Raw genomic sequence first — 16,280 nt, 5'->3', positions numbered from 1 at the left:
CTGACGATCACTCCGGCAGACATTACTGGAGTAACATTTGATGATGACAGCTTTGTGTACGATGGCACTGCTAAGTCACTTGTTATCACAGGCACCTTGCCAGAAGGAACTTCGGTAACTTATGCGGACAACGGCAGAACGGATGTGGGTACGCAGGAGGTGACTGCAACGATTACCGGAGACAATTATACCAGCTTGGTATTGACCGCTGACCTGACGATCACACCTGCTACGATTACAGGAGTTACTTTCGAGGATGGAAGCTTTGTGTTTGACGGCATTGCCAAGTCGCTAGCCATTACTGGAACACTTCCAGACGGTTCAAGTGTGAGCTATACCAATAACAGCAGGACGGATGTGGGTACGCAGGAAGTAATAGCCACGATCACGGGTGATAACTTCACCACATTAGTACTGACCGCAGATCTGACGATCACTCCGGCAGACATTACTGGAGTAACGTTTGAAGACGATAGCTTTGTGTACGATGGCACTGCTAAGTCCCTTGCCATAATGGGAACACTTCCTGAAGGAACCTCGGTAACTTATGCCGACAACGGCAGAACGGTTGTGGGTACACAGGAAGTGACTGCGACTGTGACCGGTTCTAACTACAATACATTAGTATTGACAGCGGATCTGACAATCACACCTGCAACAATTAGAGGTATCACATTCGATGATGGAAACTTCGTGTACGACGGTACAGCGAAGTCTTTGACTATTACTGGTGCTTTGCCTGAAGGAGCTTCTGTTAACTATGTGAACAACAGCAGAACTGAAGTGGGTAGCCAAGAGGTTACTGCAACGATCTCGGGTGACAATTTCACCACGTTGGTATTGACTGCGGATCTAAGTGTGACACGGGCTACCTTGACGATTACGGTGGATGAGGGGCTAAGCAAGGTGGTTGGAGAAGCGGATCCCGAACTGACATATACTGCGGCAGGTTTTGCTATGGGTGAGGACGAGGGTATCCTTGATGGTTCGCCTGAGAGAGAATCCGGTGAGGAAGTAGGTAGTTATAGCATCGGAATAGGCAGCTTAACTGCTGGGGATAATTATACAATCGACTTTATAGGAGCTGAATTTGAGATCCTGATGGCGGAAGTGGTTGAACCTGACACAATCACCGGCTTTGTAGCCCAAAGTCTGGAAGTTCTCTGGGGTACACCAGAGACGGAGTTGAATTTGCCTGTTGAAACTGTGGTGATCACTTCAGCGGGAGAGTTTGTTAATCTTGCTGTGGAATGGGATCTGATGGGGTATGAGCCTTTGGAAGCTGGTATTAGCAGCTATTTTGGAGTAATAGAAATCCCATCCGGTCTGATCAATCCTGATGAACTTCAGCCAACCCTGGAACTCACCGTAGTGGCTAAGCCAGTACCACAGGATGTGACCTTGGGCGCAAACAGTTTCATAGGAATTCCTGATCAATACTTCCAGGAAATCGGAGCTTTCACAGTGATTGATCCTTCTGATGATCAACATACATTCAGCCTACCTGAAGGAGTTCGGGACAATGGATACTTCGAGGTACTGGACGGCATCCTGTTCTGGAGCAATGCCGAGCAGGCAGGTGGCAGAACAACCTTCACTATTGTACTACAAGTCACTGACCGGGCAGGAAACGTGCTGGAAAAGGAATTCACTGTTACCCGTGAACGTACGCCACTGGATCAGTTGGATGTTCCGAACACCTTTACACCAAACGGAGATGGAGTGAATGACACCTGGGGTATGTCGGCCTTACGCTACTATAGCGGGGTGAGAATTTCAGTCTTTGCCGTAGGCGGTGACAGATTATTCTATACCGAAGATGCAGATGTCCAGTGGGATGGCGTATTCAATGGTAAAGAAATGCCTGTGGGAGCTTACCTGTATGTGATCGAAGTAGCAGAAACTGGGGAAATTCGACGGGGCATGCTGAACCTAATCAATGATTAAGATTAAAAAGGGAAGCCGATAGTAAAGTAACGGCTTCCCATTTTTGGATTTATACTAATTTTCTGATGAAAAAATACATTAAATACCTTTTAGTGCTAGTAGTTCTTACACTCACTGCTGGTGAGGGGTTCTCCCAATCCCGCAAGTTCATTTCAAACTTTAATTTTTTCCAGAGCTATTACAATCCTGGGTTGACGGGTTACGAAGGATCCACGGTGCGTGGTTTTGTCCGCAACCAGTGGTCTGGGGTAGAAGGGGCTCCAAAAACCTATTTCTTCAGTACTGAACTGGATTTTGGGGAACTGGCAGGAGAAGTTGACCCTGTGCTAATGGGCAAGAATGCGGTTTCTGTTAATTTACTACACGATACCTATGGGGCTTTTCGGGAAACTGAACTTACGCTAGGGTATGCGAGCAGAATCAGACTATCAGAGACGCATAACCTGAGATTGGGAGCTGGGCTAAACTATCAGAGCATCCGCCTTGATGGCAATGCGCTGACGACCGAGGAGCAGAACGATCCTACTCTGGGGCAATATGTCGGACAGTTTTCGAATATGAGTGTGGTGGACTTCAATCTAGGCATCGCACTGACCCATGCCAATTACTATTTTTCCTATGGTATGCACCGTGTGAATGGAGGAAAGATCACCTCAGGAGATGAATTTATGGATGGATATCCGGCAAGCTCCATTTTCCAAGCTGGCTATCGAAGTGCAGTAAGTAGTAATGTTGCAGTGATCGTAAACGGGATGTACAGTACCCAGAAGAATCAGGACGACAATATTGAATTCAATTTTAAGGCTCTGCTGATGGATAGGCTATGGTTGGGGATAGGACACCGGATAGACTATGCGACCAATGCCCAGATGGGTATCTTGACCAAGCGGCTAAGAATAGGCTACCTGTACGAGTTTCCCAATGCCACCAGCTACAACCTTCCGGGAAACACCCATGAGTTTACAGCGGTGTTCAATCTGTTCAGAGATAATGTCAGGACTGAGTCTCAGGAAGTGGTGATGTGGTAAGGGTTTTTTTGTATTTTGAGCACTTATTAAGAGCAAAAAAAGGGATTGATCTACCTGAAATATTGTCTTTAACTAAATAGAGAAGAGACGATTGCTCTCTAGATGATACTTTATGAAGGGCTAAATGAGTAAATGAAAAGAGAAATCAAACCACTTTTTAGAAAAGTAAATACCAAGGCTAGGGGCGTACGCCATGAGTTTGGAGGTGACTTCAAGAATTCCAGAAACAAAAAAGGAGAAACCCGCGAGGTGACCAAAGGATCCATGCATGGGAAAGTGGAGAGAGGGCTTGACTATACTCCTCTGTTTAGGTTTCTATTATCCAAGGTAGGCTTGGCGTGGGAAACCGTTTTCAGGGAAGCTGAATCCCGCCTTGATAAAACCGACCCTATATATTGGGTGGTGGCAATAAATGAAGAGGATAAACAAGATTATGTACGGGTGGGAGAGTCATCCTATTTCTCAGGAATGTTTGTGGATGAAAATGGGATTTTACAATTGACTGACCCTGCTTTAACGGCAAAAGATCTCACGCCATTCTGCACCTGTTGCACCCATACCTTAAACGGGAAGGTGTTTGGGTCGGAGTAATGCACTCTTGTCCTTGGATTTTTACTCTTTTTGAGTGAAGGTCACCTCTTCAGGTTGTATAGAGGATAACTCAGAGAAAAGATTACTGTGTCCGATGGAGCGGAAAGCCAAATATTGTAACTTTTGTTATGAAGTTGGGGATTTTTGCTGAACTAGCAAATTCAAACTAGTCATGTAAATTGAAACCTGTAGAATTACGGGATTTAGTCGGGCATTTGAGCCAATTCAATTGCTTTTTCTAAAAACTCATCCCTTCCTGCTTTGATGCCTTCAATTGTTTTTTCGAGGTAAATATCGGGAAGTATGCCCACTCCATGCAATTGGGAGCCATCGTGTTTGACCACTTTCATACCGGTAAATGAAATCCCCATTTCTCCAGGCAAGGCAAACATATTTATGTTTCCATTTGTGCCTGCAGTGGGTTGCCCTATGATCACAGCTAGATTATTGGCTTCAATAAATCCCATGTAGCTTTCAGCATAGCTTATAGCCTGCTCATCGATAATGAAGATAACCTTTTTGTTTCCCAGGTGAGGTTCTTCCGGAACCATTTCCCAACCCATTTCACTATGACCGGCAATATTTTCCTGATCAGGGTATATGAATTTATTTACCATCATCCATTTACTGCTGTCAACATCATCAAGCAGTAGTTTAATAAACTCATGGTTGCCTTTAGGATATCCTCTCAGATCAGCGATTATGGCTTTACTGTTTTTTAGTTCAGGAAGGATGTTCTTTATAGTGTCTATTGAAATTAGGTCCAGGTTCAGGTAAACTATCTCATTGTCCAGCAGCTGATAATGCGGCAAGCTGGCTTTTTGCTGAGTTCTGTTTTTATAGTAATCCATCCATCTCACCAATTCAAATTCCTTCCCCCGAACTGTTATATTCAGGATGGATTCTTTGGCTCCCGTCAGCGCTTCATCATTTGCCCTGTAGTTTAGGTATCCCTGAGTAGCAGCTGATATTCCTTCTTTAATTGGGTTAAAGTAAAGCTCTGGCGAGATACCTGCAATTTCATCCACCTGGTCACCGACTTTTAATTCCAGACTTGGATCAAACACCTGTGTGATGATGAGTTTATTTTCAATCCATTCCCAAGCGATTGGTGGGGCAAACACCCCCTGGCCGTTGCCGTAAACCTGAATATGCCCATCTTTTAGTTTTGCGGTTAACTTCTTCAGATCATTGTAATGGCTGTTTCCATCACTGCTATAGGTTGCCCTTAGGCTATTTTTCAGTTCGCTCTCCCAATCCACCCCGGTTTCCTTGAAATACGGGTAGAAATGTTGGAATACATTCCAGGTATTGATGATGTTTCCCAATCTGAAGTCCAACCCATCTGCAGTAATGGGTAGCTCAGGATAATTATCCGGATTATATGCAGCCACAGCTGGTATGGGATAGGTCTGCATGTCTTTTTCGTATAAGGTCAGAGGCATTCCAATCCATAATCCTTCTGAAATTTCCCTTACCCAAACTTCATCTTCCTCCGGTGATTGTGGGAAAATTGCTTCATTAGTGATAATTTCAAACTCTCCTTTGTAATGTATTTGAAGAGACTTATTTTCCTCCATCTGATCGTTTACATTGCCAGTAAACTCATAGCCTTTTCCGCTACTGTACCAATCCTTTGGTTGAATTGGATCCTCAAAAGAGCTGTTGGTCAATGGTATGGTTTTCCATTTACCATCTTCTTCTACTTCCAATTCCAGATTATCAACTAACAAGGTGCCTTTTCCGGACAGAAAGCCTCCAAAGTTGATGGTACTTGCCTTAGGATTGATATCCCCTATGATCTCATAAGCCTTCCATTCAGCAGAAGTAATCGGGTTGCCATCCATGTTCTCAAAATAGCCGGGGGACTTGTCAGTATTGTCCACCCTTAGCCAAAAATGTCCATTACCACCAGTTGAAGCTGTCATTTTAGCCCTGCCTGTCAACCTTACTTTTTTGTTGAGGTAGGGTTTTGCATCAATGCTTTTACTGATCCCACCAAAACCGTCTGACTTGTCAATCTTTTGAGTACTGTTTACACGCACACTTTTATAAAGTTTGCTAGGATTGATCATGTCTTTACCTACCCCATAATGCTGCCAATACACTTGGTTGTATTGTTCGGGCTCTGATGGGGTAAACCTTTCGCCTATCTGGCTTTTTTCAGGTGATTCAAGGCTAAAAAGAACGGTCGGAGCTACCGGCTTAAATAATTCATTGAGGGTCATGTTAAGACAGGAAATATCCTGGCAGTCCCTAACCTGATTGGCACCATAGACTGAGAACCAGCCCCAGTCCAGCTGATCGCTTTCGGTACTCGGATGAAAATATTTTACATAGCCATAGGCTTTGCTGAAAGCTACCAGATTATCAATTTCACGTTGAGTTTGGCTGTATGATTCAAGGGTAGTCGAGAAAAAGACCAGAATCGCAATCCAGATAAATACGAGGTGTTGTTTCATGATTAATGAAAATGGGTTTACTGATTAAAAAGAGTATTTGAAAAAGAATTATTATTAGAATTATATAATTAGTCATTTCGGGTGAGAAATCCATGAATTTAATTGAAAATGAACCTGTAAAAGTAGGCCTTTGTCCCTGACCTATTCTCCTTACCGTGGCAGAGCATAAAAATTCTTTGATTACCTTTTTAAGTAAACAATGCTATCTCAAATGTCTTTCTGAAAGGAGGGCGACAATTGTAAATGGACTTTTTTATGTCTGTTGGATCGAAGTACATATTATTAAAACACTGGGGTAATTGAGGTTGGCGAAAAAGCCAATGATCGGATAAGTTTCTTATGCTGTTTTTCATACTAATTCCCTCAGTAGTTTTGGAAATGACTCAGATGGTTATTTACCAGTTAATTTTTTCATTTCTATTAAAATGGGATGACTAGCGTAAAAAGTGATAACTTGAGCTCTTAGTTTGTAGGAGGGTATTCAGGACATTCTGAAATAGAAGGTTAGAATGTTAAAGATCATCAGCTTTTCCTTTTCAACATTAAACTCTATGAAATACTTTTTCATCTTTCTACTTACACTTTTGTTTTATAGTCATTTAGCCTTTGCCCAATACTCACAGTTACTTCATAAGCCGCATTGGGAACAGACAGAAGCGCTCAGTGAGCTTTATGACAATATCATCGAGTTTAAAATTGATAGACCGATTTTTGAAGATACGCTAGCAGGTATGAGAGACCTGGCAAGTATGGGAAATGACCCCGTATTAGCTATGGAGGCTGATTTTTTGGAGCTAAGCTATGAAGTACTGGTAGAGTATAAGGAACTTGATGGTATGATTACCTTTCAAAAGGAACAGGAACAACAAGGGAATATTTACTTTGCCTGTAGGGCAGCTGAGGCCATATCCAAATCCTATTGGTATTCCAAGAAGTATGAGAAGGCATTAAGCTGGCATCTACATTTGGATGAATTAATGAAACAGGTTTCCATAGAGGAATTTCCCGAGAAAGCGATTTTCCTTACCGGTATTGGAAGTGACTACCGCTATTTTGGTGACTACCGAAAGTCAATTACTTATTTTAAGCAAGTGGCAGACTTTAAGGTGAAGGATGTGTACATCAATGCCTGGCGACATGCCATAAACAACATGGCATTTACCTATAGGCAGTTGGGCCAGCTGGACAGTTCTGATTACTACTTTGATCGGTTGTTAAAACATGCCGAAGAAACTTCTGAGCAATGGTATGGCATTGCTTCCGGAAATGTAGGTTATAATCACTTCCTTAAAGGTGAGTTTGAAAAAGCTCTTCCCCTTTTATTAAGAGATGTAAGGCTTGCAGAGAAATACAATGACAGGGGCCTTGCTGCCCAATCTTCAATACCTGTTGCTGATATCTACACGGTAAATGGAAAACTTGATTCAGCTTTATTTTTTATAGAAAAAGCCTACGGTTACATAAGAAGTAACGGGGATACTGACAGACTCAGGAACCTTTATCCCGTGCTAAGCAAATGGGAAGCAGCCAAAGGAAATATGATCGATTCCAACAAGTACCTGGATTCTGCCCTTGTAGCCACCAAAAAGTATAATGAGAAGTTTAGTGCCGTTCAGCTGATGCGTGCAAATCAACTGGTGATGAATACCCAGAAGGAAAAGGCGATTCAGAAGCTGAATGAAGAAGCGTTGAGAAATAAAATAATTCGGAATGCAATAATCGGAGGCTTACTGTTGACATTAGTTGCAGCATTGATTATTTATCAAGTTCAAATTCAAAAGAATAGAATAAGACAAAAACTTAAAGATCAGGAACTAGAGAAGACACAGTCCGATCTTGAGTCTGCACAAAAGCTTGTGACAAATTATACCCAGAAGATCCAGGAGAATTCGAATATGATCCATTCCATGGAGCGACAGACCTTACAGCTGGAGCAGAACCAGGTTTTACAGGAGCTAAGAGAAAGAACTGTGTTGACCGATGAGGATTGGGATTCATTCCAAAAAGAATTCAGGAAAATATTTCCAAAGTTGATCAGCAGCCTGCTCCACCACAATCCCAAACTTTCCCCTTCCGAATTAAGGTATTTGCTACTCCTGAAGTTGGATATGCAGAACCAGGAGATAGCGAATGCCATGGGCATTTCTCCCTCTTCACTTAGGGTGACCTGGCATAGGCTGAGGAAAAAGCTTGATCTAGACAAAAATGTGCAGCCCAGAGAATTGTTTGAAATGCGCTTTTCTGAAGCCTGAAGGCTGTATTTTGAAAAGTGTAACGAAAGTGTAACGCTTGTTTTAGTCTGTTATTGAAGCGACAAGACTAGGTTTGATATCATTAGTTTCACTCGATGTCAAATGTCAAAACACAAATTAGTCTTAGTGGTATTCGTATTTTTTGTGCTCGCCACTTCTGTTTTTGTGTATTGTTTTTATCAGCAACGACAGATTCTAATTGAAAAAGATATTCAAAAATTAGAATCCCAAGACTGATAAAACCATGCGATATTATTCATTTTTGCTGCTGCTTATAGGACTTTTTTTTAATCACGACTCTAGCGACTCTTCTCTGGAAACTCAGACCCCGTCTCAGGTCGGGAGAACTCCTCAAAAACTGCTTATCGATGGTATCAACGATTCGGGACCAGTTTTGGAAAGCTTAAATCAGCCTGCTCCCGGAGAATACCAACTTGCGTTCACACTGAATCATGGGCAATGGCAGGATGATGTCCTGGCCATGGCAAACGGTTCAGGATTCCGACTATGGGTGACACTCGATGGATTGATGTATGATTTTATGAATATATCTTCTCTCGATAGTACAGTTCTAGGCCATGTGGTAGCTATGGATTTCAATTCCACCCATTCTAATTTTGTATCCTTCAATAATGAGCTGGATGGGGTAGCAAATTATTACAATGGCTCTGACTCAAGTCAATGGTTTGAGAATATACCGCAATTTGGAGAAGTGCTTTTGAATAATGTTTACGAGGGGATTTCTTTACGGATTTACGGTGAAAAGGGACTTCCACGCTATGATTTTATTGTGGAACCAGGAGCTGATGTAGCGCTGATTAATCTTGATATAAATGGAGCAGAAAACTTGCACCTTGATCAGAATGGGGATTTAAACTATCTGACCTCTTTGGGCAAAGTAAAGCAGACAGATCTCTTCACCTATCAACTAATAGATGGAGAAAAGCGGGAAATTGCATCTTCCTTTAGTTTTGATAAGAAAGGTAGTGTAGGATTTGAAATTGGTGAATACGATCCTGCTTTGCCTTTGGTTATTGACCCCCTCGTTTACAGTACTTTTATAGGTTCCCCAAGTTCTATTGGTGTCGGCATTTCAGGTGGTGCCATAGAAGTGGAAGATGGGTTTGTGTATGCAGCAGGAATAACCACTTTTACTGACTATCCAACCACAGTCGGTGCGTATAGCTCAAGTTTTTCGGAGGGCAGCACTGCCATGTATATTACTAAGCTTAATAAAACCGGAACAGAATTGGTTTATTCCACTTTTCTGGCCGAGGGTTCTACTTTTTCTTTGGGAGATATGGCAGTTGAAAATGGTTATGTTTACCTGACTGGAGCTGCTTATGCTGGTTTCCCTACCACTGCAAATGCTTATCAAAAGGAGTTTTCCTCCGGTGGGGGCTTTTTGGGGCTAGTTGACCCTGATACTGGAGAACCAGTTTATGAAGATATCCCCGGTATTGGAGGCTTATTTAATCCTACCGATGCATTTTTAACCAAGTTGTCCTTGGATGGGGGAAGCTTAGAATACAGTACCTATTTGGGCGGTGCGGGCACAGATATGGCAAACGGCCTAGCTGTGGAAGATGGTTTTGTTTATTTAACAGGGTTGTCAGGACCGCAAAAGGAAAAGAATGTTCCTTTTCCAACCACAGAAGGAGCTTATCAGCGTGAAAATGGTTTTGGATTTTTATCAAATACGTTAGAAGAAAGTGTAGAAAACCTTGTGTATCAACACCTATACGATGTGTTCATAAGCAAATTTTCTCTTGATGGTTCAGAGCTTTTGTACAGTACATTGCTAGGTGGAGATGGCTTGGAGGCTGGGAATGCGATAATTCTGCAAGAAGGAAAACCAATTGTATCAGGGGTTTCCACGGTGAATTTCCCCGTTACTCCAGGGGCTTTTATGACAGAAGCTAAAGGTGGGAATGAGCTTTTTCTGTTTAGAATGAATGAAACCCTAAGCGAGCTGGAATATAGTACGCTCATAGCCGGGTCAGGAGATGAAGCTGTGCTTAGAATGGAGGGAGACGGAGAAGTTTTGTACTTGTTGGGAACAACATCTGTCGCATCTGATTTTCCAACAACTCCAGGGTCCTACCTCAGTTCTGATGCTAACTTTAAGGCACCTTTTCTGATGAAGTTTTCTGATCTAGGAGAGAACTTGGCCTTCAGTACTTTTGTGGGATCGTTACAGGGGGTTGATTCGGAGTTGTTTACAGATCTGGCGGTCTATAAAGGCATTCCTTACCTCTCTGGGTACACTACAAACCTCAATTTTTTCACGACCGACAATGCTTACCAGAAGTCGGGATCTTTTCATGAGGAATATTCCGAAAACCCATTTAATCAATCCTTTGTAATGAGGTTGTTGCCTTCAGGGCAAACATTGGATTACAGTACGCTTTTTGGTGGGTTTGCTACTTATGCCAATTCAATTGCGGTCGAGAATGGCGTAATTTACTTGGAAGGCTATTCATCAAAATTCGGTTTTGAGTTTTCAGAAGATGCTTATTATGACGGATCGGATATTACAGAGTTTAATGAAGAATTGCTTCTTCAGAAGAAATTTGTAACCGCAATTGATTTTGAACTGGATCAATTTGTGCCTGAAGCTCCCCAGTTAATTTCTCCTGTCAATGGAGCTAAAAAAATACGCATTAGGCCTACTTTCAATTGGGAGCAGGCTGGTAATACGATGCTCAATTCTACTGCGGATTCTTACACGCTTCAATTGAGTACGACAGAGGATTTTTCAGGTGCAGTTATTCAGCATGATGGTATAGAAGAGTTAACTTTTGATTTTACTTCAGATCTGGATTTTGGAGTGAAGTATTACTGGAGAGTGCGTGGGGAGGATGCAGAGGATAGTGGAGAATGGTCAGCGGTTTTTTCTTTCACCACTTTACCATCAGAAGTTGGGGATGGAACAGTAGAAAGTCCGTGGGAGATTGGTACTCCTAAGCAGCTCCATGCGGTAAGAAGCTACTTATCAGACCATTTCAAAGTGATAGCGGATATTGACTTGTCACAAGTTACGCGAGAAGGCGGCAAGTATTGGAATGAAGGAGCGGGTTGGCAGCCCATAGGAGATGGGAGTGACCCATTTACAGGAAGTATCTCTGGTGGAGGGTATGTTTTGGAAGGGGCTTTTATCAATAATTCAACAGCTAATAATGTCGGGATTTTTGGAGTGATTAAAGACGGTTCTGTCAAAAGACTTGCAATTCTGAATCCTGAGATTAGCGGAGGAACTGTCGTTGGTGCTTTGGCGGGTTTAGTGGTTGGAGGCACAATTCAGGAATGCTATGCTTTTGAAGGATCTGTGGCTGGAGATTTTTTTGTGGGAGGCTTAATTGGGGTTCTGCAGACTTCAGCTTCCCTTCTTGAAAACTCCTATAGCTTCCTTGAAGTGAGACAGAAAACTGACCCAATTCCATCTGGAGGCGGTTTGGTGGGAAATACTCAAGCAGGAATCATCAGAAATGTTTATTCTTTGTCAAATGTAGCTGGTGAACCTGTAAACAATGGAGCAGTTTTAGGTACAGGAAGCCCAGCTGTTGTTCAATCGTATTTCAACTCAGAGCTTGCTGGCCCGGATAATGAAAAAGGTATAGGGCTTACTTCTGGTGCTATGAGACAGCAAGCTTCCTTTGAAAACTGGGATTTTGTGGACGTCTGGAAGATAGAAGAGGATCGCTCTTTTCCTGTTTTGATCCATAACGAACAAATTCCTGCTCCAGGTCTATTGGATGGAATTCCTGATATCAACAATATACTCTATGTGGATCAGTCGGTAGTCGGTGGTCAAGGGAATGGAAATTCTTGGGAGAATGCCTATGCTACGCTACAGCAAGCATTGGCATATGCAGATGTGGCTTGGGTCGGTCAGAATGAGGTTTTAAAAATATACGTAGCGGAAGGAATCTACTTTCCGACAGAAGATACAGATGAGACCAAGACATTTCAGCTATTCAATAATGTGGAGATTTATGGAGGCTTTGCACAGGGTGGAGGTGCATTTGAAACAAGAAATTGGGAAGAAAACCAAACCATTTTAAGTGGGGATATCATCTCTAGGAGCACTAGCCTCATTGAAAGTCCTTTTGCTTTGTCGAGTGGTAATTCCCTTCATGTAGTGAGTGGATCCGGGACAGATGCCTCAGCTATTTTAGATGGGTTCTTCATCAATGCGGGGTATGCAATTGGCGACGGAGAGAATAGTGACGGGGCAGGTGTTTTTATTAAAACAGGTAGCCCAAACCTTACCAACTTAATGGTGATTGCCAATCGATCTGGAAGATATGGTGGGGGTATAGCGAATTCTGAAGGTGCGAGCCCAAATCTCCTCAATGTTATTTTCCAAGCGAATTATACTTCAAACGGTGGTGGTGGGATGTCAAATTTGGCTAGTAATCCAATTTTGGAGAAGGTGAAGTTTGTGGAAAACATTTCGGCGATGAATGGAGGTGGTTTGTATAATTCCAGCGAAAGCTCACCGGAACTATTGAATGTGGATTTTGTAGGCAATACTTCAAATGGAGGAGTTGGTACAGGAACCGTTGGCGGAGGAGGTATGTACAGTGCGGGAGGAAGTCCTATTCTGACCAATGTGAGATTCAGTGGGAACATGGCCTTGAGAAACAATGCCAGAGGAGGTGCCATCCTGAATAATACTTCCAAAACTGTTTTGACCAACGTCACTATCTCCGGCAACACGGCTTATTATGGGGGAGGGATTTACCTTACCCAATCTAATACTCAGCCTGAAATCAGAAACTCAATCATTTGGAACAATAAGGACAATACAGGAATAGGGACTGCCAATTCATCACTTCAACTAATAGGAAATGTGGGGCCGCAAATCACTTACTCCCTGATTCAAGCACATGATCCCGAAGGTGAGGGAAACCTAGATGGAACAAATGCTGAAAACGATCCAGATTTTGTAGATCCAATTGTCACCTTTGGCGTGAGCCCTATTCTTAATGGAGATTTTAGACTTCAAGCCGGATCTCCGGCAAAAAGTAAAGGAAACCAAGCTTATTTTGATTCAGGTTTGGTTCCTGATCTCGGAGCCGTGGAATCAGATCTGGATGGAAGTAGCAGGTTTATCGGAGTTGTGGAGATGGGAGCTTATGAGATTCAGGAAGATCTGGAAGAAATAATCATCTCAGTACTTCCAAATCAATCCAAAGCTTACGGGACAGAGGATCCGGATGAATTTTTATACGAATCCAGCAATAATGCAGTTTCACTCACAGGTTCGTTAGGTAGAGTTTCTGGAGAGGATGTGGGCACCTACGCGATAACTCAGGGAAGTCTATCTGCCGGGGAAGATTATACCTTGATAATCGAAGAGCAGGTTTTCGAAATAACAAGAAAAACGTTTGATGGGGTAAGTTTAGAGAATCAGTCTTTTGTATATGACGGAAATCCTAAATCCTTGACGATTGTAGGCGAAGTACCTGAAGGGGCTGTAGTTTCATTTGAAAATAACAATCGAACGGATGTGGGTACCCAGCAGGTGAGAGCAATAGTTAGTGGTGCTGATTTTATAACCTTGATGTTGAATGCCGAGCTTGAAATTACCCCTGCTGATTTGACGGGGATTACCTTTGAAAGCGAAAGTTTTGAGTTTGATGGTACTCCGAAAACACTACAGATATCCGGTACCCTTCCAGTTGGCGTATCTGTAGAATATTCCAATAATGGCAGGACAGAAGTAGGCCTACAGGAAGTAACAGCCACCATAACTGGGAGTAACTATAAGGCCTTAATATTAAAGGCTGATCTGAGTATTACGCCTGAGAAATTAGCAGTAAACGTAATTAAATCCGATCCTACTGGTTTTGGGTTTTCAGATGGATCAATTGATTTAGTAGCAACCGGCGGAGTAGAACCTTATTCCTATTACTGGATTCCGAATATCGGTAGTAGTAATAAGGTGGAGAATTTGCCCGCTGGTTTCTATGACTACCTAGTGAGAGATGCTGAGGGTGAAGAGCTCCAGGCAAGAGTTGAATTGCGAAATCCCATTTCACCGGAAGTGCCTGTTCAGAGTGATTTTGTTTCCGATGCTTTGGAAAATTGTTCAGTTCCTCAAGAGGTGAATTTCTCAGATAGATCCAAAAATGCGGATACCTGGCGTTGGAATTTTGGAGATGGAACAATCCTATCATCCAGCTTCGGTTTTTCTCCCAAAAACCCAAAACACACCTATACTGAACCAGGGGATTTCACAGTGTCACTTACTGTTCAGGATACGGTGACTGGTGTAACTTCCATAAGTTCAAAAATCATCAAAATCCGCGATGTAAAGGCAGATTTTGAAGCTGACAAAACAATAGCATGTGGCCCAAATGCCGTGCAGTTTACTGATAAATCTACTGAAGCGAGGAGCTGGCTTTGGGAATTTGGGGATGGTACAACTTCCACAGAGCAAAACCCAATACATACCTTTGACCATGGGCGGTATTCGGTAAGGCTGACCATATATTCAGAAAATGGATGTTCAGATACTGAAGAGAAGGTAGGATTTATTGAGATCTTGGGGCCTATTATGGATTTCTCCTCAGATGTTACAGAAGGTTGTGGTCCACTTACGGTTGCATTTACAGATAAGTCATACAGTAGTTCCCCAATGGTAAGTTGGCTATGGGATTTTGGTGACGGAACAACTTCTAGGTTGCGGAATCCAATTCACGAATATGCCAACCCAGGCACGTATTCCGTCTCACTAAGTGTCGGGAGTCTGGACTGCCCAACACCTAAACCGCTGACCAAGACAGATCTGATTCAGGTTAAGATGTTGGATGTAGGTATTTCATTCACTGATGTGACTTGTGAAGGGGGGGCTGACGGCTCCATTACTGCTACTCCTAGCGATGGTGTTGCACCATTTACTTATGAGTGGAGTACAGGAGGGGAGACAGCTAGCATTGAGGGACTTACCGCTGGTAGTTATTCAGTGAAAGTCACCGACTCAAATGGATGTTTTGAAACCAAAGTAATTGAAGTTGCTGAACCTAATCCCGCAGCCCTCACCACTTTAGCAGCGAGTTCCATAACTTATTCAAGTGCTACATTAGGAGGTGAAATCCTGAATGGATTGGCTTGTGCGCAGGAAACAGGAATTGTCTATAGTACTGTTTCAGGCCCGGATATTTCCGATACCAAGGAAGTAATAGCTTTGGAAGGAAATCAGTTTTCTGCAAATGTTACGGGGCTTCGACTCAATATCATGTATTATGTTCGATCATTTAGCACCAATCTGAATGGAGTGACCACCTATGGAAACGAAGTCACTTTCAGCACCTCTAAAAAAGCATTAGCGGTAACAGCTCGTTCAGGACAAACCAAAATATATGGAAATGTTGACCCTACCTTCACATATATAGCTGAGGGCTTTGAAGGGGGGGACGATGTGCGCGTTCTGAGTGGCGAATTAACCAGAGAAACAGGTGAGGCTGTGGGCATATACGCTATCCGGCAAGGACAACTTGAAGCTGGAGACAATTACACGATTAATTTCACCGGAGCATTTTTCGAAATCACTGCAGCTAATGTAGAAGATGTATCCTTTAATCCTGCCATTTTCATATACGACGGTACTGAGAAAACCCTATCTATTAGTGGGGCTTTGCCGGAAGGAACATCAGTTGTTTATACAAACAACGGCAGAACGGATGTAGGAACTCAGGAAGTGACTGCAACGATCACGGGTGAGAACTACAATACGTTAGTATTGACTGCTGACCTTACTATCACACCTGCAAAAGTTGGTGATATCACCTTCGAAGACGAGAGCTTTGTATTTGATGGAACTGAAAAGTCTCTTGCCGTAGAAGACGACTTGCCTGATGGAACATCAGTTGTTTATACAAACAACGGCAGAACGGATGTTGGAACCCAGGAAGTAACAGCAACGATCACGGGTGACAATTTCACCACCTTGGTATTGACTGCTGATCTGACGGTCACCCCAGCTACGGTTG

The 16,280-nt window shown here is 42.8% G+C and carries 6 protein-coding genes; 5 read left to right on the top strand and 1 reads right to left on the bottom strand.

What is annotated here, in order from left to right; all coding sequences use genetic code 11:
• The 3 genes from BM386_RS23395 to BM386_RS23385 all read left to right on the top strand — a co-directional run.
• A partial coding sequence (locus tag BM386_RS23395; protein ID WP_139235993.1) for an MBG domain-containing protein occupies nucleotides 1–1,947 on the top strand: 1,947 nt, incomplete at its 5' end.
• A 65-nt stretch (nucleotides 1,948–2,012) separates the two neighbouring features.
• On the top strand, nucleotides 2,013–2,975 hold the full coding sequence (locus BM386_RS23390) for a PorP/SprF family type IX secretion system membrane protein (RefSeq protein ID WP_091698658.1): 963 nt from the start codon (nucleotides 2,013–2,015) through the stop codon (nucleotides 2,973–2,975).
• A 132-nt stretch (nucleotides 2,976–3,107) separates the two neighbouring features.
• Nucleotides 3,108–3,566 carry a hypothetical protein gene (locus tag BM386_RS23385; RefSeq protein WP_091698655.1) on the top strand — a complete coding sequence of 153 codons (459 nt, stop codon included), beginning with the start codon at nucleotides 3,108–3,110 and terminating at the stop codon, nucleotides 3,564–3,566.
• A gap of 203 nt (nucleotides 3,567–3,769) precedes the next feature.
• Here the strand turns inward: BM386_RS23385 and BM386_RS23380 are convergent, their stop codons facing one another.
• Nucleotides 3,770–6,028, bottom strand: coding sequence for a S41 family peptidase (locus BM386_RS23380; protein WP_091698652.1), 2,259 nt, complete (start codon nucleotides 6,026–6,028; stop codon nucleotides 3,770–3,772).
• A gap of 551 nt (nucleotides 6,029–6,579) precedes the next feature.
• Between BM386_RS23380 and BM386_RS23375 the strand changes: the two genes are divergently transcribed.
• Both BM386_RS23375 and BM386_RS23370 read left to right on the top strand, forming a co-directional pair.
• Nucleotides 6,580–8,280 carry a tetratricopeptide repeat protein gene (locus BM386_RS23375; RefSeq protein WP_091698650.1) on the top strand — a complete coding sequence of 567 codons (1,701 nt, stop codon included), beginning with the start codon at nucleotides 6,580–6,582 and terminating at the stop codon, nucleotides 8,278–8,280.
• Between the two features lie 244 nt (nucleotides 8,281–8,524).
• On the top strand, nucleotides 8,525–16,280 hold a 7,756-nt coding region (locus tag BM386_RS23370; RefSeq protein WP_139235991.1), incomplete at its 3' end, for a DUF7948 domain-containing protein.

This window comes from Algoriphagus locisalis, assembly GCF_900116615.1.
Classification (GTDB): domain Bacteria; phylum Bacteroidota; class Bacteroidia; order Cytophagales; family Cyclobacteriaceae; genus Algoriphagus; species Algoriphagus locisalis.
Note: the sequence above shows the minus strand (reverse complement) of the source record. Positions and strands in the feature narration are given on the sequence as shown.